Origin of the sequence: Marinobacter sp. AN1 (assembly GCF_026013985.1) — a bacterium.
In the GTDB taxonomy this organism is placed as follows: Bacteria; Pseudomonadota; Gammaproteobacteria; order Pseudomonadales; family Oleiphilaceae; genus Marinobacter; species Marinobacter segnicrescens.
Genome location: NZ_CP110342.1, coordinates 336,419 through 360,537, shown reverse-complemented (window position 1 = coordinate 360,537; position 24,119 = coordinate 336,419). Strand labels below are relative to the sequence as shown.

At 58.1% G+C, this 24,119-nt stretch carries 19 protein-coding genes; 8 read left to right on the top strand and 11 right to left on the bottom strand.

All coding sequences use genetic code 11. From position 1 onward, the window contains the following. Position 1: 1 nt before the first annotated feature. The gene (locus tag LJ360_RS01590; RefSeq protein ID WP_264995051.1) at positions 2–3,301 is read right to left on the bottom strand and encodes a carboxyl transferase domain-containing protein; all 3,300 of its coding nucleotides are present in this window, start codon (positions 3,299–3,301) and stop codon (positions 2–4) included. Positions 3,302–3,540: 239 nt separating this feature from the next. Here LJ360_RS01590 and LJ360_RS01585 point away from each other — a divergent pair, with 239 nt between their 5' ends. From LJ360_RS01585 to LJ360_RS01550, 8 genes are all read left to right on the top strand, one after another. Beyond that, positions 3,541–4,182, top strand: a complete 642-nt coding sequence (locus LJ360_RS01585; protein WP_177185983.1) for a TetR/AcrR family transcriptional regulator — start codon at positions 3,541–3,543, stop codon at positions 4,180–4,182. A gap of 80 nt (positions 4,183–4,262) precedes the next feature. Beyond that, positions 4,263–5,336 (top strand): ABC transporter ATP-binding protein, encoded by a 1,074-nt coding sequence (locus LJ360_RS01580; protein ID WP_091848924.1) that lies wholly within the window; start codon positions 4,263–4,265, stop codon positions 5,334–5,336. Further along, complete coding sequence (locus LJ360_RS01575; RefSeq protein WP_091848925.1) at positions 5,336–6,349, top strand: ABC transporter ATP-binding protein; 1,014 nt, start codon at positions 5,336–5,338, stop codon at positions 6,347–6,349. Before LJ360_RS01580 ends, LJ360_RS01575 begins: the two co-directional genes overlap by 1 nt. A 54-nt stretch (positions 6,350–6,403) precedes the next feature. Continuing rightward, positions 6,404–7,987 carry an ABC transporter substrate-binding protein gene (locus LJ360_RS01570; protein WP_091848926.1) on the top strand — a complete coding sequence of 528 codons (1,584 nt, stop codon included), beginning with the start codon at positions 6,404–6,406 and terminating at the stop codon, positions 7,985–7,987. Between the two features lie 103 nt (positions 7,988–8,090). Further along, the gene (locus LJ360_RS01565) at positions 8,091–9,026 is read left to right on the top strand and encodes an ABC transporter permease (protein WP_218144763.1); all 936 of its coding nucleotides are present in this window, start codon (positions 8,091–8,093) and stop codon (positions 9,024–9,026) included. Continuing rightward, complete coding sequence (locus LJ360_RS01560; protein ID WP_091848928.1) at positions 9,023–9,901, top strand: ABC transporter permease; 879 nt, start codon at positions 9,023–9,025, stop codon at positions 9,899–9,901. Before LJ360_RS01565 ends, LJ360_RS01560 begins: the two co-directional genes overlap by 4 nt. Positions 9,902–10,007: 106 nt before the next feature. Then, positions 10,008–11,585: an AMP-binding protein gene (locus LJ360_RS01555; protein ID WP_264995050.1), complete on the top strand. Its 1,578-nt coding sequence runs from the start codon at positions 10,008–10,010 to the stop codon at positions 11,583–11,585. Further along, positions 11,524–13,245 (top strand): AMP-binding protein, encoded by a 1,722-nt coding sequence (locus tag LJ360_RS01550; RefSeq protein ID WP_264995049.1) that lies wholly within the window; start codon positions 11,524–11,526, stop codon positions 13,243–13,245. The genes LJ360_RS01555 and LJ360_RS01550 overlap by 62 nt, the downstream gene beginning before the upstream one ends. Before the next feature lie 225 nt (positions 13,246–13,470). Here the strand turns inward: LJ360_RS01550 and LJ360_RS01545 are convergent, their stop codons facing one another. From LJ360_RS01545 to LJ360_RS01500, 10 genes are all read right to left on the bottom strand, one after another. Then, entirely contained in the window at positions 13,471–14,607 is a 1,137-nt protein-coding gene (locus LJ360_RS01545) for an acyl-CoA dehydrogenase family protein (protein WP_264995048.1), read from the bottom strand. An 11-nt stretch (positions 14,608–14,618) separates the two neighbouring features. After that, positions 14,619–15,827, bottom strand: coding sequence for an acyl-CoA dehydrogenase family protein (locus LJ360_RS01540; RefSeq protein ID WP_264995047.1), 1,209 nt, complete (start codon positions 15,825–15,827; stop codon positions 14,619–14,621). A 192-nt stretch (positions 15,828–16,019) separates the two neighbouring features. Further along, positions 16,020–17,168, bottom strand: coding sequence for a C4-dicarboxylate TRAP transporter substrate-binding protein (locus LJ360_RS01535; protein WP_264995046.1), 1,149 nt, complete (start codon positions 17,166–17,168; stop codon positions 16,020–16,022). A gap of 144 nt (positions 17,169–17,312) precedes the next feature. Continuing rightward, positions 17,313–18,866 carry a long-chain-fatty-acid--CoA ligase gene (locus LJ360_RS01530; protein ID WP_091848932.1) on the bottom strand — a complete coding sequence of 518 codons (1,554 nt, stop codon included), beginning with the start codon at positions 18,864–18,866 and terminating at the stop codon, positions 17,313–17,315. 192 nt (positions 18,867–19,058) lie between these two features. Further along, the gene (locus tag LJ360_RS01525) at positions 19,059–20,213 is read right to left on the bottom strand and encodes a C4-dicarboxylate TRAP transporter substrate-binding protein (RefSeq protein WP_264995045.1); all 1,155 of its coding nucleotides are present in this window, start codon (positions 20,211–20,213) and stop codon (positions 19,059–19,061) included. 188 nt (positions 20,214–20,401) lie between these two features. Beyond that, positions 20,402–21,118, bottom strand: coding sequence for an acyl-CoA dehydrogenase (locus LJ360_RS01520; protein WP_264995044.1), 717 nt, complete (start codon positions 21,116–21,118; stop codon positions 20,402–20,404). A gap of 14 nt (positions 21,119–21,132) precedes the next feature. Next, entirely contained in the window at positions 21,133–21,678 is a 546-nt protein-coding gene (locus LJ360_RS01515; RefSeq protein WP_264995043.1) for an acyl-CoA dehydrogenase family protein, read from the bottom strand. Positions 21,679–21,708: 30 nt separating this feature from the next. Beyond that, the gene (locus LJ360_RS01510; protein ID WP_091848935.1) at positions 21,709–22,128 is read right to left on the bottom strand and encodes a DUF6285 domain-containing protein; all 420 of its coding nucleotides are present in this window, start codon (positions 22,126–22,128) and stop codon (positions 21,709–21,711) included. Between the two features lie 61 nt (positions 22,129–22,189). Next, positions 22,190–23,218 (bottom strand): phosphotransferase family protein, encoded by a 1,029-nt coding sequence (locus LJ360_RS01505; protein ID WP_264995042.1) that lies wholly within the window; start codon positions 23,216–23,218, stop codon positions 22,190–22,192. Positions 23,219–23,275: 57 nt separating this feature from the next. After that, positions 23,276–24,043: an enoyl-CoA hydratase/isomerase family protein gene (locus tag LJ360_RS01500; protein WP_264995041.1), complete on the bottom strand. Its 768-nt coding sequence runs from the start codon at positions 24,041–24,043 to the stop codon at positions 23,276–23,278. Positions 24,044–24,119: the final 76 nt, after the last annotated feature.

The window sequence follows — 24,119 nt, the reverse complement described above, 5'->3', positions numbered from 1 at the left end:
GTTACCAGGTGTCTACCATCGGGCGTCGGCGTCCGATGCGTGGACCAGGTTTCCTGACCGATTTGAGGCCACGAAGGATCCAGTTGCGGGTCTCGGCTGGATCAATAACCGCATCAATCTCCAGGGAGACCGCCATACTCAGGGCCTTACCCTTCTCGTACTGTTCCGCCACCAGCTTCTCGAACATGGCTTTCTGCGCGGCCTCATCACCGGCATTGGCAATTTCATTGCGATAGCCAAGGCGAACGGCACCTTCGAGCCCCATCCCGCCAAATTCACCGGTGGGCCAGGCCACGTTGAAGAAAGGCGCATGGAAAGAACCTGCTGTCATGCCCATGGCACCCAGGCCATAACCTTTGCGAAGAACAATGGAAAGCACGGGAACCTGGAGGCTGGCAGCGGTTACGAACATCCGGGTGGTATGACGAACCAGGCCGGTTTTCTCAGCCTCGGGACCGACCATGAACCCCGGCGTATCACACAGACTGACCAGCGGCACATCATAGGCATCACAAAGCTGCATGAAGCGGGAGGCCTTATCAGCTCCATTCGCACAGATTGCTCCGCCCAGATGGCGTGGATCGTTGGCAATCAGACCAACCGGGCGCCCCTCGATACGAGCGAAGGCCGTTACCATACCTGGTGTAAACTCCGGCCGGAGTTCAAGGTAGCTGTCGGTATCGACCAACGTACGAATCAATGACCGGATGTCGTAGGAGCGCAGCCTGTTCTCCGGAATACTGGATCGAAGCAGCCGCTGATCTGCACAGGTCCACTCCGGCAGCTTGCCCTGGAAGTAAGACATGATCTGGCGGGCGACCTGCGCGGCCTCCCGCTCGTCCTCGACCAGGCAATCCACAACGCCATTGGCAACCTGTACCGACATGGGGCCGACCTCTTCTGCCGAATAGACGCCGAGCCCCCCGCCCTCGATCATGGCTGGGCCGGCCATCCCCAGGCTGGCGTTCCTGGTTGCAATCAACAGGTCGCTGGAGCCAGCAAATACGGCGTTCCCCGCAAAACAACGACCAGAAACAATCCCGATACGAGGTGCCAGTGCGGTTAACCTTGCGTACTGCAGGAAGCTGGGCTGATCGAGGCCGGCCACCTTGGTGCCGTTATCCGTATCGCCTGGTCGCCCGCCCCCCCCTTCGGCAAAAAATATGACCGGTAGCTGCTGCTCTTCGGCCACCTGTAACACACGGTCCGTTTTCTTGTGGTTCATGGTCCCCTGAGTGCCAGCCAGCACGGTGTAATCGTAGGCCAGTACAGCACACCGGGCCTGGTCTTCATCGAACATTTCACCATTCACTGCACCCACACCGGCCACCAGGCCGTCAGCCGGGGTCGAGCGAATCAGGTCCTCGACTGAACGCCGGCGCCGCTGAGCGGCAAAGGTCAGGGCCCCGTACTCCATGAAGCTGCCTGAGTCGCAGATGTTGTCGATGTTTTCGCGCGCAGTGAGCATGCCCAGCTTGTGACGCTTGGCAACGGCATCCGGTCGCGCCTTGTCCAGTGTCAGGTCGTGACGCTCCATGGCTTCAGCCAGATCCGGACGAATGTAATCAAAGTCGATTTTCTGCTCAGTTATCTCTTCGTCCAGGTCCGTTTCGCCAGGCTCAATAAAGGCGACGGCCTGCCCTTCATTGACGTAGTCACCCTCAGCCAAGGGCAACCGCCGGATAAGGCCAGCTGTCGGCGACTTTATTTCATGCTCCATCTTCATTGCTTCAAGGATCGCCAGAGTCTGTCCTTTGGACACGAGTTCACCTTCAGCCACCAACGTGGTTACCAGCTGGCCTTGCATGGGAGCGGAGGCAGGCTCGCTCCCTTCCGGAACGTGTTGCCGAACAGCGGATTTGTTCGTGTCTTTGGAGGCTTCGGAAGTACGGAACAACTGTGGATGGCCCTGCCCTGCCTCGGCGACAAGGTCCGCCATATGATCATCAACGAAGCGTGTGTATATCCGGTTTTCAGCAACGTCCTCGCGACTCAGGAGCGCCTGCAGAAAAGAGGCGTTCGTCTTCACGCCCTCAACCCGGAACTGACAAAGGGCGCGGTAGGCCTTACGGACGGCCTGCCGATAGTTCCCCGCTCTCGTGTGAACGATCAGCTTTGCTAACAGTGAGTCAAAGTGCGGGCTGGTGGTGTACCCCCGATACCCGAAGGTGTCGACACGAATACCTGGCCCGGAAGGTGGCTCGAACGTCTCAAGGGTGCCGCCACTGGGGCGGGTGGAGCCATCAGCATCCATGGATTCCATGTTTACCCGGCACTGAATCGCGTAGCCTTTCGGGTCAGGTATTTCAGCCTGCGAAAGATTGAGTTCTGCCAGGCTGGCACCACCCAGCACCGCGATCTGTGACTGGACAAGGTCAACACCAGTAATTTCTTCGGTGATCGTATGCTCTACCTGAAGCCGGGGATTCGCTTCTATAAAGAAAAAGTCCCGGCCATTTTCATCCACCAGGAATTCAAAGGTACCCAGTCCGGCATAGTTAACATGTCGCGCCATTCGCAATGCCGCATCCAGAAGCCTTTCTCGGGTGGCAACTGCTAATGTCGGGCTTGGGGCGACTTCGACGAGTTTCTGGTTACGACGCTGCAGGCTGCACTCCCTTTCCCATAGGTGAACCGCGTTACCGCGTCCATCTCCGAGTACCTGAACTTCAATATGCCTGGCCGTTCGGACCAGGCGCTCAACGTAAAGCCCCTCGTTCCCGAATGCAGCTTTGGCTTCGCGGGCACATGCCCGGTAGGCCTCTTCCAGGTTTTCGCCTGGCAACACAATCCGCATACCACGACCGCCACCACCGGAAATGGCCTTGATAACCACCGCCACATCACTGCCAAGGCTCGCTGCAAACTCGCGAGTATCGTTTAATGAAGTACGGCCCTTGGTACCAGGGACGACGGGCACGTCACAGTGCTCTGCAAGCGCTCGCGCAGCCGCCTTGTCACCCAGCTCTTCCAGCGTAGCGGGATCAGGTCCAATAAAGGTGATGTTGTGTCGGCCACACTGTCTTGCCAGTTCGGCATTCTCACTGAGGAAGCCATAACCCGGGTGCAGGGCATCCGCCGATATCTCCCTCGCGGCCTGAATAATCGCGTCGATATCCAGATAAGCGCGAGCGCCTTTTCCGGGCAAGCATACTGTGTAGTCCGCATGGGCAAGGTGGAGGGAATCCCGGTCATCCTCGGAATAGATGGCCACGGTTTCCAGCCCCATCTCAGAGGCGGCCCGGGCAATCCGGATAGCAATTTCACCACGATTGGCAATCAGCAGTTTTTTGAACTTCACAGGATGACCTCTTCCGATTATTGGCTTTGTTATCAGATCGGCAGCCAAGGCCAGGCAAACCAGACGCCTCTCCCCGCTTCGCTGGTATTATTGAGGTGATTCACTTGACGCCCAGCGGAACAGCTACCATTCTCTCACTTACTTACACGTCAGTCAGTTTTATCCAAAAAAAACTGACTTGCAAGTAAGTCAGTAATTGGCAATGATAAGGGATGCCGAGAACCGCTAACGGAGAATTCATGCCAGCAACTGTCACGTCCCCTGCACCATCACGCGCTAAAGCGAGCGACACCCGGGCACGCATCCTGGAGGTCGCCAGGCGCCTGTTCATCACCCGGGGGGTCGATGCAGTCAGTTACGGCGATATTGCAAAGGAAGTCGGTTCAACCCGCGCAAACCTGCATTACCACTTCGGCAATAAGGCCGAACTGGTCAAGGAGGTATTTGCAGACACCTTTGAGGAAGTACGCCAAAAGCTCGAAGGCATTTGGCTGAAGCCCGGGCTCTCACTGGAGGACCGGATTGACCTTTTATTCGAAGACGCCCGGGATCGGTTTCACGAATTCAACCAACCAGGTGACGAACGAACTCCCTGGAGCCTTTCCTCCCGTGCTCGATTTGATTTCAGCTCGGTGGACACGGAAGTGGTTGAAGGTATTGGTGAAATGTCCCGCTTCTTTGAAGAATGCGTGACACACGGCGTAAAGATTGCCATTGGTGCCGGCGAGTACCGAACCGACACCCCGGTAAAGGATGTGGTTCTGATGATTACCCCACTATGGTATTTCGGTTCACCGATTACCCAGTTCTCGGGAATCAAAAGACTGAAAAACCACTACGCAGCGACGAAGAGAACGATAAAGGCTGCCTACGGTGCCTGAGTGATCTGACCGCTCACTCGACACTACTCTACGAAACAAGAACAAACAGCCCGGACTGGATTCGGGTGCGTGGAGGAAACATGTTAGTTGCATCGAACGAGCAGGCTTCGGGCTTCGATGCCCGGCCTGCGGGATCGCCGGCGGAGGCCGGGCAATCCACCAATGCTAGTGTGACGCCCATTCTCGATGTGCGTGGTTTGAGCATTTCTTTCCGGGGCCGTGACGGAATCACCCATGTGACCCGCGACGTCTCCTTTACTGTCGCCCCCGGCGAGCGGGTCGGCGTCGTCGGAGAGAGCGGCTGCGGCAAGTCGGTTACCGGCCTTTCCCTACTCCGCCTGTTACCCGAGCGCACAGCGATCATCGACGGAGAAATCCGGTTTGATGGCCGTGACCTTATGTCCATGCGCCCCAAAGAAGTCCGTGCCATCCGGGGTCGCGACATCAGCATGATATTCCAGGAGCCGATGACTGCGCTGGATCCTGTATTCACTGTTGGGCAGCAACTTGTCGAGACGCTTCGCACGCACTACCCGGTACCCCCGGCAGAAGCCAGGGAGCGTGCCATCCAGGCACTGAAGGATGTCGGGATACCTTCGCCCGAAACCCGGGTGGACGAGTACCCCCACCAGTTCTCCGGCGGGATGCGCCAGCGAGTCATGATCGCGATGGCGCTGATCTGCAAGCCAAAACTGATTATCGCGGATGAGCCCACCACGGCGCTGGACGTTACGGTACAGGCGCAGATCATCGATCTGCTGACGGAACTGAGCGAAAACACCGGCGCCGCCTTGCTGTTCATTACACACGACCTCGGTGTTGTGGCTGAAACCTGCAGCCGGATGATCACCATGTATGCCGGCGAGGTCGTCGAGACCTCCCCCGTGGACGACGTACTCCGGCGCCCGGGCCACCCTTACACGTCCGGCCTCTTGCGTTCACTCCCCCGGCTCAGCGACCGTGGCGGAAGACTTCCGTTCATCCCCGGTCGGGTCCCCTCACCGAACGCCATGCCTGAGGGGTGCCGCTTTCAGGCTCGATGCCCGCACGCCAGTGAGGGTTGTGAGCGATACCAGACCATGACGGAAATCGATCGGCAACGACACGCCCGATGTCACAAGGCAACGCAGCTGAAACTCGAGGGGGCGGTCTAATGGGTGTCACTGTCAGTCAGTCCACGGGGCCGAACACCGACAATATCGTGACGGTCGACAACCTGAAGATTCATTTTCCGCTCAAGGGCGGACAAACCGTTAAAGCGGTGGATGGAGTGAGCTTCCAGATACGCTCCGGTGAAACGCTGGGGATTATCGGAGAGTCCGGTTCGGGAAAATCCACGGTGGGTCGAGCGCTCGTTGGTCTTTTGAAGCCCACAGACGGCACCCTACGCTATGGGGAGACCGATATTTCCGAGTTATCGGCCAACGAGTACAAGCGACTTCGCAAAAACTACCAGATCATCTTCCAGGACCCCCATGCAGCTCTGAACCCCCGCATGACCATTCTGCAGAGCCTGGTTGAGCCCATGGAGATCCAGAACGAAGGCACCCGTGAATCCCGGCGCAAAACGGCGCTGGCCTCACTTGAGCGGGCGGGCCTGGCTCCTGAAATAGCCCTTCGTTATCCCCACGAGCTGTCCGGGGGACAAAAGCAACGCATTAATATTGCGCGAGCGCTGACCGTCCACCCCCAGTTCATCGTTTGTGACGAAGTAGTGGCAGCGTTGGACGTGTCAGTACGCGGCTCGATACTAAACCTTTTTGCGGATCTGCAAGAAGAGCTGGGCCTGACCTACGCGTTTATTACCCACGACATCTCAGTGGTCGCCCATGTCAGCCAACGGGTGGGAGTCATGTACCTTGGCAACATGATGGAGCTGGGGCCCACTGACACCGTCATCGAAAAGCCGCTACACCCTTACACCCAGGCATTGTTGTCGGCTGAGCCCCGCCCGGTACCCAGCGATATGCGAGAAGACAGGCGCATCCATTTGCAGGGAGAAATACCAAGCCCGGTCTCCCCACCCAGCGGCTGCCGCTTCCGTACCCGTTGTCCGTTCGCCACCGACAGGTGCCAGACAGACGTTCCTGAATGGCGTGAAATCGCTCCCGAACATTGGGTCGCGTGCCACTACGCCAAACTGGAAGGCCTTGAGCAAGAAGTGTGACAACGAAAGCAGTTCACAGAACCCACAGAACAATCACAAAAAGGGAGTACCCCTATGCGAAGTAAAGACAAATCCGTAGTTGCAAAAGGTAATGGTTTTACACTTGGGCGCCGGGAATTCCTGGGGCTGATGGCGGGAACCGCTGCCGTTGCCAGCATGGCGGGCCCCTCGGCCTTGCTCGCGAAAGTTAAAGACAATGGGGGGACGCTCCGTGTCGGCGCCGCGGCCAATCCTTCCAGCATGGATCCCGCTACCGGCGGGTCCGGGTCCGATCACGTCTTTTTGTTCCCGGTCTTTGCCACGCTGGTCGATTGGGAGTACGACACTCTCAAGGCGATTCCCGGCCTCGCAAAAAGCTGGGAGTATCCGGACCCACAAACGCTCGTCCTGAACATCCGCGAGGGGGTCACCTTCCATGACGGTACAACCCTCGACGCCGAAGCGGTGAAGTTCAACCTTGATCGCAACCGCACCGATCCCCGTTCCAATATTCGCGCAGACCTGGCCTCCGTAGAAAGTGTCGAAGTCAGTGCGCCTTACCAGGTCAAACTGAACCTCAAGGCACCCGACACCTCACTGCCGCTGGTTCTTTCGGACCGGGCCGGAATGATGGTCTCACCGAGCGCCATTAAGAAATTTGGCGAAGACTCTGATCGCAACCCTGTCGGTGCCGGTCCGATGAAATTCGTCGAATGGAACGATGGGGACAGCATTACCCTTGAGCGCAACCCTGATTACTGGAAAAACGAGCGCCCCCTGGTAGACGGCATTACTTTCCGGATCATCACAGACAGCTCTACGCGCCTGCGATCGGTCATGTCCGGGCAAAACGACCTGGCGTACCAGCTTGAGGGGCGCCAAAAGCCATTGATTGAGCGTGGCGGATCCGTCGAAGGCGTATCAGGCTCGACGGTTTATTGTTTCCAGATCTACCTGAACCATTCCAAAGGTCCGCTGAGCAACGTGAAGGTACGCCAGGCGCTCAACTACGCTATTGACCGAGAAGCCCTGGTCAGGGCCTCAATGCATGGTGCAGGCGAGCCAGCTTATATGAACCTGCCATCTTCGCATTGGGCCTATGATGCCGACGTGGCGAAACTCTATCCCTACGATCCCGATAAAGCCCGCCAGTTGCTGACTGAGGCCGGGTACCCCGACGGAATCGACCTGGATATGCGCGGTTACAACGATCAGGGATCGGTTCAACGACAGGAAATCCTTATGGCCATGCTCAAGGACGTGGGAATCCGAGGCCGCTTCAAGACCGGAACTATCTCGGATATGTCTGCCGCGTACTTTGCCCGGGGTGAAGGTGACTTCCTGGTCTCCGCCTGGACCGGTCGTCCGGACCCCTCATTGACCTATGCGCTGCTGTATGCCGGTGATTCGTACTTCAATGCTGGCAAGGTAGAACCGCCAGAAGGGTTGATGGATGCTATCCGTGCCTCCCGCAGCACCAATGATATTGAGGAACGGAAGAAAGCCTTCTCTACCGTACAGCGCATCGTCATGGAGAACGCGCTGGTTGTTCCCCTCGCCTTCCGCCAGGACATCATGGCGCACACGGACAAGGTCAATAACCTGCAGACCAATTTGCTTGGTAAGCCCAAGTTCGAACACGTTTATCTGGAAAGCTAACAAGTGTGATCGGTCAGGGTAAGCGGCATTGCCCCCCTTACTCTGACCGCTATCTACTCTTTTTCACGTCGGACTGATTATGATGTCTCGGACCAAACAGCTTATGCTGCTGAATCGCTTGGTACAGGCGATTCCCATCATGATTCTCGCCACCTTCCTGGTGTTTTCGTTATTGCAACTGGTACCAGGTGACGTTGCGATCACCATCGCTGGCGAAAATGCCAGTGAGAAGCGAATTCAGGAAATTCGTGAGCTTTACGGCCTGAATCAGCCGTTTCTTGTCCAATATGGAAACTGGTTGGTTAACGCAGTACAAGGCGATTTCGGTGAGTCGCTGCTTAGCGGCGAACCCGTGCTCGAAACCATATCGCGGGTATTTCCCAACACACTGTTCATAGTGGCTTATGCCGTACTTCTCTCAGTTGTTATTGGTGTACCCCTTGGCATTATGGCGTCAAGTCGTCCGAACTCGAAGCTGGATGGCGCCATTATGGGCGCGTCTTCCCTTGGTGTGGCCGTCCCCAACTTCTGGCTGGGTATGGTCCTGGTTTCCCTGTTCGCGCTGACCTGGAACTGGTTCCCCGCAACAGGTTTTACAAGCCCAGGCGAGAGTTTTACCTCCGCCATCTGGTTTGCCACCTTGCCTGCTATCGCACTTTGCACCAACGGTATTGCCGAAGTTGCCCGCCAACTGCGGAGCTCCCTGGTTGAGATTCATAGCTCGCAGCATGTCCGTACGTTACACGCCAAGGGCTTATCGCCTGGCGCCATTCTCTGGAAACACGGTCTCAAGAACGTCAGCGTAAACCTGCTGACCGTTATCAGCCTGCTATTTAACAAAGCCCTGGCAGCGACAGTGGTCGTTGAAACCGTATTTGCCATTCCCGGAATGGGAAACACCATCGTAAAAGCGGTGCTGGAAGGCGACTTCCCTGTGGTTCAGGGTGCGGTGCTGGCCATGGTCATCACCGTCATCCTGGTAAACCTCGTGACTGACCTGCTCTACACGGTTCTGGACCCAAGGATTCAACAGGTATGACGACACAAGCCCTTGAAATGTCAATCAGAGAAGATTCTCTGTTCAGCAAGTTTGGCCAGTGGTGCCGGCGGGACAAGCGGGGAGTGGTTAGCCTGCTGGTACTGACGATCATCATTGGGATCGCAATCTTCGCACCCTGGATTGCTCCGTACTCCCCGACAGAGCAGGACTTCAGCAAAATGCTGATGGCGCCCAGCGCAGAGCATTGGCTTGGCACTGATGATCTGGGGCGTGACGTACTCAGCCGTCTTATCCATGGCACATCCAAATCAGTGTATGCCGCGTTTCTGGCCGTGGGGGTAGCCTTGCTGATTGGCGTACCTATTGGCCTGCTGGCCGGCTTTCTCGGCGGCTGGGTCGATGTCGGTATCAGCCGTGTCATCGATACCTTGCTTTCGTTCCCGGCTATTGTCTTGGCTGTGGCTGTCACCGGGGCCATGGGTATAGGCCTGACGAACGCGATGATCTCGGTGGGCATCGTATTCTCACCTCACCTGGCCCGACTGATAAGGGCGAGGACACTGGTCATCCGTGAAGAACTGTATGTAGATGCAGCCAGATGCTTTGGTGCGTCGACCACCCGTCTATTGGTCAAACATGTGACGCCAAACGCCATTCAGCCGGTGATTGTTCAGTGCACGCTACTCCTGGCGGTCGCCCTTCTCGCCGAAGCCAGCCTCAGCTTCCTGGGCCTCGGTGTCCAGCCCCCCGATCCAAGCTGGGGCCAGATGCTTGCCCGCGCCTATATGTATATGGAAATCACGCCTGAACAAATGTACGCCCCGGGCTTGATGATCATGATCACCGCGCTGACCTTCAATACGCTGGGAGAATCCCTGAGGGTAGCACTCGATCCAACCATGAAAGGCCTTTGATCCTGAATAAATCCCACAATAACAAGGAGCAAAAACGATGAGTCTCCCGAACGCCCACTTTGCCGACGCTGCCAATGAAATTACCTATCGCAACGGTGCCCGGCCGATGCACGATTACCTGCTTCTGAATGCGAAAGAGGCACCAGACCAGGCCGCGTATATTTTCTATGGCCGCGAAGTCCCCTGGAGGGAATTGGCAGACTCAACCAGGAGGCTTGCCGGATTCCTGCGAGAGAAGGGCATTGGCAAGGGAGATCATGTCGGACTCTATCTCCAGAACTGTCCACAATACGTGATCGCTCATTACGCCATTCAGATGCTGGGGGCGGTCATTACACCCCTTAATCCCCAGTACAAAACTGCCGAAGTCGAATACCAGCTTGATAACGCCGAGGCCAAGGCTGTTATTTGCGGAACTGACCTGTATCCCATGGTTGAGGCTGTCAGAGACAAGCTGTCTCAGCTGAAACTGGTCATCACTACCCGCTATGCAGATTACCTGCCCGGCTTGCCGACTCTTTCGGTTCCTGATGACCTGACACAGGCGCCTGCGACCCCTGAGAACACATTTGACCTGGTGTCCGCCATTGATGAAACTCAGCCGATCAATGAGCCCGAACCTGTCGATTTCGACAATGACATTGCCCTGATGACGTTTACCTCTGGCACCACCGGCCGCCCTAAAGGCGCCATGTTGCCGGTTGGTGCCGCGACGTTCAAAACAGCTGCGCTATTCCAGTCCAATGGGCTGGAGCAGGGTAGCACTTCTCTCGCAATCGCCCCTTTCTGCCACATAGCCGGTATGTGTCTAGGTGTCTATGCGGGCGTCTATGGCCGCTGGACAACCATTATCTTGCCAAGATTCGATCCGGAGACCACCGTCCAGGCCCTCGAGAAGTATAAAGTCGATATGTGGTACAGCATCGCCCCGATGAACCGGGCGATCCTCAGCTTGCCGAACGTTCAGTCCCGCGATCTGAGCTCCCTGCGATTTAACCCGGCCACGAGCTTCGGCATTCCCGTTACCGAAAGCCTCGCCGAGGAATGGAAAGCACTCACCGGTTGCCAGATGCACGAAGCGTCATACGGTTTGAGCGAAACTCACACCATGGACACCTACATGCCCCGTGACGCTATCGTCTGGGGTAGCTGTGGTCGGCCTATGCCGGGAAATGACATCCGCATTGTCGACATTGAAACCGGAAAAGAACAGCCACCAGGCCAGTCTGGCGAAATTGCAGTCGGCAACCCCTACGTATTCAAGGGCTATTGGCAGCGCCCCGATGCGACCAATGAAACCCTGAAAAACGGATGGGTCTTCACCGGCGATGTGGGTCACTTCGATCAAAACGGTTACCTGTTCTTCACCGGTCGGATCAAGGAGATGATCAAATGCTCCGGGTACAGCGTTTTTCCGGAAGACGTTGAAGCCCTGATGTTGAACCACCCGGCCATTGCCCAGTCTGCCGCGATCGGAGTGCCTGATGAGAACCGGGGTGAAACCGTGAAGCTCTTCGTGGTCCTCAAGCCCGACTATGACGGCAAGGTCTCGGAGCACGACATCATCGATTGGGCCAAAGACAACATGGCAGCCTACAAATACCCCAGATACGTCGAATTCCGTGATTCTCTGCCCGCCACAGGTGCCGGTAAGGTGCTGCGACGTCTGCTTAAAGATGAATAAAGGACCCGCTATGAACACCAAGAACACGGATTACTGGCCCCCCGGGCTTCCCCGGGAGGTTTCCTATCTCAATGGCGAGAAGCCCATTCATGAATATCTGTTCGATAACGAGCGGGATATTCCGGATAGACCAGCGTATATCTTTTACGGCAGGGCGGTGACCTGGAAAGAGTTAGGTCAGTCAACGCGAAAACTGGCAGCTTTCCTCAAGGAAAAAGGGGTTAGCAAAGGAGACCGGGTCGGCCTGTATATGCAGAACTGCCCCCAGTATCCCATTGCGCACTATGCGATTCAGATGATCGGTTCCATCGTTTCCCCACTGAACCCCCAATACAAGGATGCGGAAGTCGAGTATCAGCTTGGCAATGCTGAAGCCCGTGCTGTCATCGCTGGCGCTGACTTGCTTGCCACCGTCCAGCGGGTTCAGTCAAGTGTGCCCAGCCTTGAAGTCGTCGTATGTACAGCCTATGCGGACTACCTTCCAGAGAGCCCGACCCTGGACGTGCCCGCTTTTCTGAAAGAGCGACCCTCGGTCGCTAATGGCGCGGTCGATCTATCGCAGATACTGGCCGAGTACCAACCTCTGGAAGAACCGGAGCCAGTCGACCTTTGGAATGACATTTCTCTGATGACATTTACATCCGGCACAACCGGCCGGCCAAAAGGTGCCATGCTGAGTTTCGGAAGCGCTCTCTACAAGACCGCCGCCTCCATGATGGCAAACAAGGTCGAACCTGACGGGTGCTCGTTAGCCGTGGCGCCGTTCTGTCACATTGCTGGCATGAATTCCGGCGTTTACATGCCGGTCTACACACGCAGGACAACGGTTATTCTGCCCCGGTTCGATCCGGAAACGGTGGTGCGGGCGTTTGAGGTTTACCGTTGCGACATGTGGTACAGCATTGCCCCAATGCTGCGTGCAATTCTCGATATGCCCGGTATCGAACAACGGAACCTGCGATGCATCCGCAATAACCCGGCAACAAGCTTTGGCATTCCGGTAACAGAGAAGTTGGCCGAAGAATGGAAAGCACTAACCGGTGCCCAGATCCATGAAGCTGCCTTTGGTCTGAGCGAAACCCATACATCTGACACTTTCATGCCAAAAGAAAGAATCAAGTGGGGCAGTTGCGGTATACCGATGCCAGAGAACGAGATCCGTATCCTGGACCTCGAGTCGGAAGAGCCTTTACCCAAGGGACAGAGCGGTCAGATCGTAATTCGTAACAAAGGTGTTTTCAAAGGCTATTGGAAACGACCGGATGCGACGGCCGAAACGCTGCGCGATGGCTGGGTCCATACCGGGGACGTTGGCTATTTTGACGAAGACGGCTACCTGTTCTTCACGGGCCGAATCAAGGAAATGATCAAATGTTCCGGGTATAGCGTGTTCCCGGAAGATGTCGAGGCACTGATGCTTCGTCACCCCACGGTCACCCAATGCGCAGCCATTGGGGTCCCTGATGAAAAGCGAGGAGAAACGGTAAAGCTCGTTGCGGTGCTCCATCCCGACCATAAGGGACAGGTGACCGAACAGGAGTTAATCGACTGGGCCCGGGAGAATATGGCGGCCTACAAGTACCCTCGCATCATCGAGTTTCGGGACTCCCTGCCGGCTACGGGTGCCGGAAAGCTCTTAAGGAGACTTTTGAAGGATTAATGTGACCACTTTGACCTGACCGCCCTGGTACCCGACACCGGAGCATGACCTGATTCTTATCGAAGATTGATCCGGACTTATTGTCCTGTTTGCTGCAAACGCCCGGGCCGGATATCCCCTTCCGAAACGAGAACCCTGTTCTCTGACTGGTTCGGAAGGGGATATCCGGCCCGGACTTTCATAACAAGGGGACAGACCTCGCCAGACGACAAGATTGCGTTCTGCTCAGGCCGCATGCTCCCGCCACAACCGCTTCCGGTGCCACTCGGCATTACCCAGTTGCAGCTCTATAGACGTCAGTCGCTTGAAATAGTGACCGATATCCAGCTCGTCGGTCATACCGATACCGCCATGAAGCTGAATGGCCTGCTGGCCCACATAGCGGGCGGCCTGGCCCAGGCGGGCCTTGAGTTTTGAGGCGAGGATGGCCTGCTGGTGACCGTCGGCCCCTGTCCAGCGCTGGGAGGTCTGGGTCAGCAGGTTCGCCAGACTGGTGGTTTCGATATACATCTCTGCCATGCGGTGCTGCAGCACCTGGAACTCTGCCAGGGCGACGCCAAACTGTTTGCGGGTGCGGGTATAGGCGACGGTTTTCTTCACCAGGGTTTCCATAATGCCCACCGCTTCCGCCGCCAGCATCAGCAGGCTTTCACTGTGCACCTGCAGGATAAGGGTGGCGGCTTCACCCTCGTCAGTCAGGCGCTGGGCAGCACTGACCGCCACCCCGTCAAATCGTATGTTGGCACCCTGATGACCGTCAATCATCGGATACCCGGTGACGTCCACACCCGGCGAGTCCAACTCCACCAGGAACAGGTCGATACCCTCGTGGTCGGTATAATCGCCTTCGCTGCGGGCAGACACGAGCACGTGGCTGGCTGTCAGACTGTGCATGACGGCGATTTTTTCACCACTGAGGCGATAACCGCTACCATCAGGTTCGGCACGGGCTGCCACTGCCAGGGGGTTGCCCCGGCTCTGAGGTTCTTCGCAGGCAAACACTGCCTGGCGGGCGCCAGAGATAATGCCTGCTAATAACTCAGCACCCTCGCCTTTCGCTTCAGCAAGCGCCAGCAGGCGTGCCGCCGCCAGCACGCCCAGGTAGGGTTCCGTCACCAGGCCCCGGCCGAAGCCTTTCATCACGCCCAGGGTGTCGGTGTTGTCACCGCCCAGGCCGCCCTGTTCTTCAGCAAACGGAATAGCCAGCCATCCCATCTCGGCAAAGGTCTGCCAATGACTCGGGGATTGCCCCTGATGCTCCTTCAGATTGCGTTTGCGGTCGTCGAAGGTGTACTCCCCCTGTACGAACCGGTTGACGCTGTCCTCCAGCATGGAGCGGGTTTCCTGGTTGAGGGTACTCATGGTCCGTCTCCTTACCGCAACAGGGTCTTGGCGATGATATTGCGCTGAATTTCGTTACTGCCACCAAAGATAGAGGCGGCACGGTTGTTCAGGTACTTGGGCATCAGGGTTACAGCATCGTCGTCACCGATGGGTTCCACGCCACTGGCCACGGTCAGGGCGGCGAGCTGCAGTGCGAGTGACGGGGTTCCCGCCACATCGATGGCCAGTTCGGTGATGCGCTGGATGGTCTCCATGGAGGTAATCTTGATCATGGAACTCATGGGGCCGGATTCCGGCGAGCCTTTCTCCATGGCTGCAAACACTTCCTCGGTAGCCTCCAGGGTGTCCACCTCCAGGTGCAGCCGGACGTAGCGGTCCTGGAATACCGGGTCATCCGCCAGGAAGCCGCCGAAGCCGTCACCGGTGCGGCCAGCCAGCCGACGGATGGTGGCCAGTTCATGACGGAAGGTGGTGGCAAAGGAGGTTCCACCACCCCGCTCGTGCTCCAGCAGGTATTTGGCCACGGACCAGCCGTCATTCTCCTCCCCGAGACAGCAATCCACCGGAACCCGGACGTTGGTAAAGAACACGTCGCACTGCTCCGGTACACCATCAAGGCCGATGATGGGCCGGATCTCGATGCCCGGGTCGGTCAGGTCCTCGATGAGGAAAAAGCTGATGCCCTGTTGCGGCTTGCCAGCACCACCGGTTCGCACCAGCAGGAACAGGCGATTGGCGTGGTAAGCGTAGGTTGTCCAGGTCTTGGAACCATTAATGACGTAGTGATCCCCGTCTCGCTCAGCCCGGCATTTCAGGGACGCCAGGTCGGAACCGGCATTGGGTTCGGAGTACCCCTGGGCCCAGAAATTCTCACCGGACAGGATGCCCGGCAAGTGCTTGCGTTTCTGCTCATCGGTGCCGTAATGGATGATGGCAGGGCCCACCATGGAAATGCTTTGGGGCAACAGCAGGGGCACCCCAGCACGCCGGCACTCTTCCTCGAAGATCAGCTGCCGCGCCACATCCCAGCCAGTACCGCCGTATTCCTCTGGCCAGCGGATGGCGGACCAGCCCTGACTATGGAGGATACGATGCCACTTCATCACCTGGTCGAAGGGCGGGAAAAAGCTGGTGGTCTTGCGGCCAGCTTCCAGGATCTCATCATCCGCGTGCTGTTCGATGAACTCGCGGATCTGGTGGCGGAAGGTGTTGAGTTCGACTGGTTCGTGGATGGCCATAGATACCTCTGGGGCAGTTGCCGGGGATGCTTCGGGTGCAAAGCTGACTCGCTCACTATTCCCTCTCCCCTGGCGGGAGAGGGTTAGGGTGAGGGGGGAGCGACCAAACTCCGAAGGTGAAGTCTCCCCCTCACCCCCAGCCCCTCTCCCGCCAGGGGAGAGGGGAGCAGACCGGCGAGAGCTTTGCGGTGATTACAGTGCGTAAGAGCTCACATCCACCTTGGAGTAAAGCTCATCCCAGTACAGATCGGCAAGGTCATCCACATTGTCGATGTCGCGGGTCAGCTCTACCCACTTGCCCAGCAATTCACGGAAGGTGGCAGCCAGTTCTTCAGCGTTTTCAATGCCGTGACGCTCCTTGTAGTTAGCGGCAATCTTTCCGATATCGCTGCGGACAAATTCACTGGAAGCCTGCTGCAGCTCTTCGGAAGCTTCGTGCACAGTGATGCCATTACCTTCGGCAGCCTCGAGCTCTTTGGCCGCACCTACCTGGTAATCCCAGCTGATCACAGCGCCCAGAACAGCGGTCGCCTTGAGCACGTCGCGGCGCTGCTGCTCACTCAGACCGGCCCAGACATCCCGGTTGACGTTGTTGACCGCGGTACCGCCATAGACACCCCCGGGGACCTCGGGAGTGATGTCTGTCACCACTTCCTTCAACTTGAAGATGTCGAGGTCAACACTGGAACTGATGCTGCAGTCCAGCACACCCTGGTTCAGGGCCTCATAGGAGTCACTGACCGAAAGGGTAACCGGCGTGGCACCCAGGGACTCTGCCCAGCGAGCCCACTGGGGGCCGGCACTGCGGATGCGCTTGCCCTGCAGCTGATCGAGGGTGGATACCTCTTTATTGCACAGCAGCATATAGTCAGAGCTGGCCGATGCGCCGGTGAAGACCTGGTTCTGGCCGGCAAATTCATCGACGCAGGTATCACAATGGTTGAAAACAAACTCCGCCAGGGCGCCCACATAGGCCAGGCCCGAATGGCTGGGCGGAACATCCTCAAGATCCACCAGCATACTCAGCTCACCGGCCAGGTTGGCCGCAGGAAATTCACTGGGGTAGTAGGACAGCAGTACAAAACCTGAATCGGCCATGCCATCCCGGATACCCGGCGAGGTCTCCGAGAAGCTCAGCAACGAGCCTGCATAGACCTTGGCCGTCATGTCGCCACCGGAGATTTCCTTCAGGGCTTCGGCAAAACTGTTTGCTGCGTCGGCGCCAATGGAATTGGGCGGATATCCGGTCGCGTGGGAAATGGTCTCTGCGGTGGCCGCACCGGCCGCCAGGATGCCTGCAGCCGCAACGGACGTGAGACCGGTTTTGATCAGTTCTTTCATGGTGCTTTTCTCCAAACCGGGGCGCGACTGCGACAGCGCGCCACCGGTAATGTTCTTGTGGATAGAATCGTGGGGGGCAATGTAGAACGATGGCCGTCAGGAACCATCGTCTTTTAGGACGATTTGGCTGCCCATGCTGGCTGGTCAGCCAATGTTTCGGCCCTTGCCTTTCCAGTGCTCTTCCTTGATCTTGAATTTCAGCAGCTTGCCGGCGCCGGACATAGGCATCTCGGTCCGTACCTCAAAGCTGCGGGGGCACTTGTAGCCGGCAATGTGTTCCTTGCAGAAGGCAATAACATCAGCCTCATCCAGCTCGTGACCGTCCCGCAGGACAATGGCCGCATGCACCCGTTCACCCCACTTCTCGTCGGGCACGCCGATGACGGCGCACTGGGATACGGCAGGGTGTTGCAGCAGGACATCTTCCACTTCCACGGAATAGACGTTCTCGCCACCGGTAACAATCATGTCCTTGATCCGGTCCACCAGGAACAGGTAGCCGTCATCACTCATGTACCCGGCATCGCCGGTGTGCATCCAGCCGTCGCGGATCGCGTCACGGGTCTGCTCTTCCTTGTTCCAGTAGCCCTGCATGACCATGGGCCCGCGGGCGCAGATTTCACCAACCTGTCCCCGCTCCACCTCGTTATCCATTGGATCGACAATGCGAATCTCGGCGATGTGAGTGGGGTTACCCGCAGACATCAGCTTGTCGTGCTGGGCCGGGTCGGCGTGCACTTCCGGCAGCAGCATGGTGACCGTGGGCGAAAGCTCGGTCATGCCGTACATCTGCAGGAAATCCGCATTGGGCAGCTTGGCCATGGCTCGCTTGAGCAGGGCGCTGTCCATGGGCGAGGCGCCGTATATCAGGCAGCGCAGGGAGCTGGTGTCGTGCTTGTCAAAGTCTGGGTGGTCCAGCACCGCTCGCAACATGGTAGGCACCAGGAAGGTCTCCACTACCGTTTCCCGTTCGATAGCCTCGATCACCGGAAGCGGCTCGAAGCGAGGCAGGATAACGTGGGTGCCACCACGAATGGAAAGCTGAACGATAAGGCCTATGCCTGCCACATGGAAGAAGGGTGCCGCTTGCAGCCCCACAATGCGGTCGCGGCGGCAGGCCGGGATGACCGTGCTCAGGGCGCTCAGGTAAAGATTGCCGTGGCTGAGCATGACACCCTTGGGCTTGCCCGTGGTGCCACCTGTATAGAGGATGCCGGCCAGGTCCTTGTCACGACGACCGGCATCCGGCACCGGGCTGGCACCAGCCATCAGGCTTTCCAGGTCTTCACAACCCTCCGGCGCTGTGCCCTCTCCCATATAGACTACGGTCTTGAGGGCAGAGGATTTCGCCTTGACCGTCTCGATTAACGGCGCGAACTCGTCATCCACGAACAGAATCTGCGTGTCGCAGTCATCCAGGGAGTAGGCAATCTCCGGGGCGCTCCAGCGGATGTTGACGGTATTGAACACGCCGCCACCCCAGAGTGAGGCGAAAACCGTCTCCATATAGCGGTCTGAATTCAGGCCAAGGATACCTACCCGGTCACCCTCGCCCATGCCGAGCTTCTGCAACACACCCGCGAGGCGAGCAACGCGGTCGGTGAGCTGGGCCCAGGTCTGGCGGCGGTTTCCGAATACCACCGCCTCGTCATTGGGGTATTCACGAACGGCCTTATGGAGAAATTGCGTCAGGTACATGGGTGAGCTCTCTTGCTGTTTTTGTAAAGTGCTGGAACGGTTGGGAGTGATAGTGCCAAGGGGGAACGCAAATCGGCGTCGTCGGTACAGACGAAATTGGACCGGAAATAAGGGAAGGGCAGGCAAAAGAGGTTGGGGAGTGAGGCTTCCCCTTCTGCCAGAGAAGGGGAAGCAAACGCGATGGGGCCGGTATTACTGGCTGTACTGACTCACATCCACTTTCGAATAAATCTCGTTCCAGTACAGGCCCGCCAGGTCATCGGCGTTATCGATGCCTTCCACCAGGCCTGCCCACTTGGTCAGCAGGGAGCGGAAGCTGTCGATGACCAGGTCTGCACCTATAACACCGTACCGCTCTTCATAGCGCTCTACGATCGTGTCCAGGTCATTGCGGATGAACTCCTCTGTCACCTGAACCAGCTCTTCGGAGGGCTGATGTACGGTAATGCCGCTGTCACCCGCATTTTCCATCTCACGGGTGGCACTGAGCTGATATTCCCAGCTGATGTCGGCCCCCAGAACCGCCGTGGCCTTGAGGACATGGCGACGCTGCTCTTCCGTCAGGCTGTTCCACACATCCTGGCTGACATTGTTGACCGCGGTTGCCCCATAGACACCACCAGGAACCTTCACGGTAATGTCGGAAGTCACTTCCTTCAGCTTGAAGATGTCCAGCTCCGTCGGGGAGCTCAGGGTGCAGTCAAGCACACCCTGGTTGAGGGCTTCGTAGGTTTCGGCAATGGACATGGAAACCGGTGTGGCGCCGACCTTTTCCGCCCACCTCGCCCAGTGGGCGCCAGCCGTACGGAAACGCTTGCCCTTGACCTGCTCCATGTTGGTTACCGGCTGGTTGCACAGCAGGAAATAGGCCGTACTGGCCGAGCCACCGGTAAATACCTGGTTCTGGGCAGCAAATTCCTCGATGCATTCCGGACAGTCGTTCATGATGAATTCAGACATGGCCCCTACATAGGCAAGGCCGGCGTGACTGGGCGCCACGTCCACCAGTTCGGTCAGCATGCTCAGCTCACCAACGAGGTTGGTAACCGGGAACTCGCTTGGATAATAGGACAGCAGGATAAACCCGGAATCCGCCATGCCATCCCGGATACCCGGCGAAGTTTCCAGGAAGCTGAGTAGCGAGCCGGCGTAGACCTTCGCTTTCAGGTCACCACCGGAAATTTCTTCCAGGGCCTTGGCGTAGACCTCGGCAGAGTTGGCACCAATAGAGTTGGGGGGATAGCCCGTTGCGTGGGAGATGGTGGTGGCGTTGGCACCAGCGGCAAGCATCATGCTGCCAAGCGCCAGTGGCGCTGCGAATTGCTGAATGGCCTTGCGTAATGTCATGGGAACCTCCGGGGTCATCTTCGGCGCGTTTTGGTTACGGCGCCTGTTTGTTGTTTTTCGAACAGCCTGCTTCAGCTTATTACTGACATCCTGAACCATCCCTCGTCGGATACGACGAATTATTGAACAGATAAAAAAACGATGCCGGCGAACCGGCATCGTTTTCATTACCCGACTTCGGATGGGTACTAGTGCTTGTTCGGCCCCAGGTAACCAAACAGGAAGGCCCCCACCTTGCGCTTCTGGATTTCCTCAGAGCCTTCGGTAATGCGGTAACGGCGGTGGTGCCGGTAGATGTGCTCGAACGGCTTGTGGCGGGAATAGCCAATGCCACCATGGACCTGCATGGCCTGGTCGGCTGCCTGGCAGCACAGTCGGTTGGACCAGAAGTTACACATGGCCACCTTGTCTGAGATCTGCTTGGCCACTTCCGGCTTGGACATCTGGTCCATTTCCCAGGCAGTCTTGCGGATCAGCAGACGGAGCATCTCCACCTGGGTGGCCAGTTCCACCATGGGGAACTGGATACCCTGGTTGCGGGCCAGCTCCTGGCCGAAAGGTTTACGTTCGCGAGCGTATTTCACGCTCTCGCGGATGCAATAGTCCGCCGCGCCAAGGCTGGAGGCTGCCTGGCGGATACGGTTCTCATGGACAAAGTGCTGCGCAATGGCCAGGCCACCGTCCATGGCGCCGAACACGGCGGCTTCCGGCACCCAGACGTTGGTGAAGCTGACCCGGGGATGGTCGGTGGGCATATTGAAAGTCCACAGATACTCTTCCACCTTTACCCCGTCGGCATCAGACGGCACGATCAGGGCGGTGATTCCCTTCGCATCGCCATCCTTGCCACTGGTGCGCACGAAGGTGACACAGTGGGTGGCGGTGTGCATGCCGGTGGTCCACATTTTTTCGCCGTTGATCAGCCAGCCATCAACCCCGTCCCGCTTTTCGGGTACGCGCGGGTTTCCATATGGGTGGCGTCCGAACCATGGTCCGGCTCGGTGAGGCCGAAAGCCAGCTGATACTCTTCATTAAGCATCTTGTCGACGAACTCGGCGTACTGCTCCTTTGTACCAAAATCGCGGAATAGCAGAACGAAGGGGTTATTGGCCACGATGGAGTGCTCGTTCTGCAGGTCGTTATGCAGGCCGAGACCCTTTGCGGCGAGGTGCTCTCGGATCACCGTCATTGCCAGGTTGGAACCGTCCTTGCCCCCGAAATCCGATGGCAGCGGGAAGCGCAGGTGACCCGCTTCGTCAGCCACGCGCCGCGCTTCCTTGAGCAGGTCCTCCCATTCTTTACGAGGCAGGCCACCGCCCTCGAAATCGGTACGGGCCCATTCACGACGGTGATCGAAGAAACGGATATTGTCGTCTTTCTGTTCCAGTGGCTTGATCTTCTGGTCGATAAACTGGTCCAGTTCCGCCAGGTAGTCAGTCAGTTCTTTTGGCAGGTTAAAATCCATCAGAGCTCTCCAGGGATGTTAGAAAAGCTTTTACAAATGAGGGTGCTGTGCGGGTGTCGCCGCACGGAACGCGGCCCATTCCTCGCGGGCACGCCGGTATCCGGAATATTTCGGCTGGTCTACTCCCACCTTTGCCAGGGTAGTGAGCCACAGGTAATCCCGCAGGCGGGGGTCGTCCGGCGTCAGGTTGCCTGAGGCAATCAGCTGACACAGCTCGGCCGTCTGGCCGGCCAGGGTGCCCTTCTTGCCGATCAGTTGGGTTAGCAGTTCACGTTCATCGTGAACGCCATCCCTGCCGGCCTGTTCCAGGTGCCGACGGACCATGCCCAGCACATTGGTGGATACCCGTGCACGAAAGGCCCCGGCAGCGTCCAGTTGTGGCATGACTTCGTCTTTCAGGAAGGCCTCCACGGAGGCCAGCAAGGCGGTGTTGTCCGGTAGATCCTGCATGGGTTCACTCTTTCCAGGGTTCAGGCCTGTCAGGGGTTCAGGCCGTTCAGGGGTCAGGGGATCAGGAATTCAGGGGTACCAGCTCACGAAGCAGGTCCACCTCGGTTTCTGACGCCCGGCGCCCGATGGCACCCCGCTCCGGGGAAGTGTCATGGCCGGCCACGAACGACGCAGCCATGCTCTGGCACATGATGCCCCAGCGCAGGGTTCCCAGGATTTCCCAGAAACGAACACGTTGCGGATCAGGCCGCTGCCCACTGGCGGCTTCGTAGCCATCAAACAGTTGCTCGCGGGTGCCGAAGCCACCGACCGGCTGATCGATGTTGCCGAAACGCCAGGAGTTCACACACAGCCAGCCAAGGTCGGCCATGGGGTCGCCAAGGAAGGCCAGCTCCCAGTCCAGCACAGAGGCCAGGCCGCGTTCATCCACCATCAGGTTGCCGTGGCGGAAATCGCCATGAACCAGGGTCAGTGCCTTCGGTGTTTCAGGCAGGTTGTCCCTCAGCCAGCGAAAGGCCAGTTCGAAGATCGGCCGTGACTCGCCGTACCCCTGATATTCCCGATAAAGGCTTTCCACCATGTCTCCGGGAGTCAGGGAGTTGAGGAAGGTGAAGTCATCCACCGGCAAGCGATGGATCTCGGCCAGGACCTCGCCGCACTGGCGCGCCAGTATGTCCCGGGCTGCTGCGTACTGTTCGCCTTTAAGGATCTTCGGCGGCAGGGTTTCACCCTCCACCCGGGCCATCAGGTAGCCACTGCCCAGCCTGTCACCTGGCTGCAGTATCTCGTGGACCCGGGGCACCGGCACACCGCCCTCCCCGGCCCGTATGACCAGGCGCGCCTCGTCGTCCAGCTGCATGACGTTTTCAGCATCCTGGTTCCAGCTACTCGCCTGGCGCAGGATCATGGACAACCGATCCGTATCCGTTACCACATCGAAGGACCACATCTGCTGATTGGCACCACCGGTGAGACGACTCAGGTTCTCGACGCGGGCACCAGGGTGCAGGCGTTGCACCACCCGGGTCAGCTTCTGAGCCATATCATCCCCGTTGGCGGGGCCTTGCAGATCATGTGCGGGTTCGGCCATGGCTTGGTTACTCCCCGTGGTTACGATGGTAAACAGGTCGTCGGATCCGGTAACCGGTCACTTACCCTTGTTCTTGAAGCGGGCAATAGCCTCACGGGATTCGTCGCTCTGCAGGCAACGTTTCTGCACGATCGCTTCCGCCTGGAAGATCTCATCGTAGGATGCGGTGGCCGCCTGGCGCAGTAGCGCCTTCGCTTCGGCCGTCGCGATGGCTGAGCGCTCGCACAGGGTCGCGGCAATTTCCGCGGCAGCCTGCTCGGTCTGGTCCTGGGGCACCACGGTTCGGGCCAGGCCCAGCGTCAGGCATTCCTGGGCACTGATGCTGCCACCCTCGGTAATCAGGGCAAAGGCGCGGTGGTAACCCAGCGTCTGGAACAGCAGCCAGGTGGCGCCGCCATCCGGCACCAGCCCGATATGGCTGAAGGCCATGTAGATGCGCGACTCTTCCGCCATGACCACCTGGTCGCAGCTCATCAGCACTGAGGCGCCAACGCCGGCAGCAACGCCCGGGGCCACGCCGATCACCGGCTTGGGCATGTTCTGGATGGTATCCAGGATGGGTTTGTAAGACTCCAGCAACTGCTGGGTGACATCGGACTTGTCCGGAGAGTTGTCCTCCAGCAGGTCAGCACCGGCGCAGAAAGCACGACCATTGGCGGCCAGTACCACTACCTTGATGGCGTCGTCATCGGCGGCCTGACGCAGGGCAGCAGCCAGGTCACGGCGCAGATCTTCATTGAAGGCATTGAGGGAGTCCGGGCGGTTCATATGAATCCAGGCGACGGCATCACGGGCCTGGTATTCGACGGCGGTGTAGTTGCTCATGGGGCATTCTCCTTGTTTTTCTCCATCCTCGGCCCGAAGCGCTTTCGGGGCATCGTCTGAACCGACGAATCCGGTC

Excerpts from the sequence above, each read along its gene's own strand:
- LJ360_RS01585 (WP_177185983.1), top strand. The coding sequence starts at position 3,541 with ATGCCAGCAACTGTCACGTCCCCTGCACCATCACGCGCTAAAGCGAGC.
- LJ360_RS01580 (WP_091848924.1), top strand. The coding sequence starts at position 4,263 with ATGTTAGTTGCATCGAACGAGCAGGCTTCGGGCTTCGATGCCCGGCCT.
- LJ360_RS01575 (WP_091848925.1), top strand. The coding sequence starts at position 5,336 with ATGGGTGTCACTGTCAGTCAGTCCACGGGGCCGAACACCGACAATATC.
- LJ360_RS01570 (WP_091848926.1), top strand. The coding sequence starts at position 6,404 with ATGCGAAGTAAAGACAAATCCGTAGTTGCAAAAGGTAATGGTTTTACA.
- LJ360_RS01565 (WP_218144763.1), top strand. The coding sequence starts at position 8,091 with ATGCTGCTGAATCGCTTGGTACAGGCGATTCCCATCATGATTCTCGCC.
- LJ360_RS01560 (WP_091848928.1), top strand. The coding sequence starts at position 9,023 with ATGACGACACAAGCCCTTGAAATGTCAATCAGAGAAGATTCTCTGTTC.
- LJ360_RS01555 (WP_264995050.1), top strand. The coding sequence starts at position 10,008 with ATGCACGATTACCTGCTTCTGAATGCGAAAGAGGCACCAGACCAGGCC.
- LJ360_RS01545 (WP_264995048.1), bottom strand. The coding sequence starts at position 14,607 with ATGAGTACCCTCAACCAGGAAACCCGCTCCATGCTGGAGGACAGCGTC.
- LJ360_RS01540 (WP_264995047.1), bottom strand. The coding sequence starts at position 15,827 with ATGGCCATCCACGAACCAGTCGAACTCAACACCTTCCGCCACCAGATC.
- LJ360_RS01535 (WP_264995046.1), bottom strand. The coding sequence starts at position 17,168 with ATGAAAGAACTGATCAAAACCGGTCTCACGTCCGTTGCGGCTGCAGGC.
- LJ360_RS01530 (WP_091848932.1), bottom strand. The coding sequence starts at position 18,866 with ATGTACCTGACGCAATTTCTCCATAAGGCCGTTCGTGAATACCCCAAT.
- LJ360_RS01525 (WP_264995045.1), bottom strand. The coding sequence starts at position 20,213 with ATGACATTACGCAAGGCCATTCAGCAATTCGCAGCGCCACTGGCGCTT.
- LJ360_RS01520 (WP_264995044.1), bottom strand. The coding sequence starts at position 21,118 with ATGTGGACCACCGGCATGCACACCGCCACCCACTGTGTCACCTTCGTG.
- LJ360_RS01515 (WP_264995043.1), bottom strand. The coding sequence starts at position 21,678 with ATGGATTTTAACCTGCCAAAAGAACTGACTGACTACCTGGCGGAACTG.
- LJ360_RS01510 (WP_091848935.1), bottom strand. The coding sequence starts at position 22,128 with ATGCAGGATCTACCGGACAACACCGCCTTGCTGGCCTCCGTGGAGGCC.
- LJ360_RS01505 (WP_264995042.1), bottom strand. The coding sequence starts at position 23,218 with ATGGCCGAACCCGCACATGATCTGCAAGGCCCCGCCAACGGGGATGAT.
- LJ360_RS01500 (WP_264995041.1), bottom strand. The coding sequence starts at position 24,043 with ATGAGCAACTACACCGCCGTCGAATACCAGGCCCGTGATGCCGTCGCC.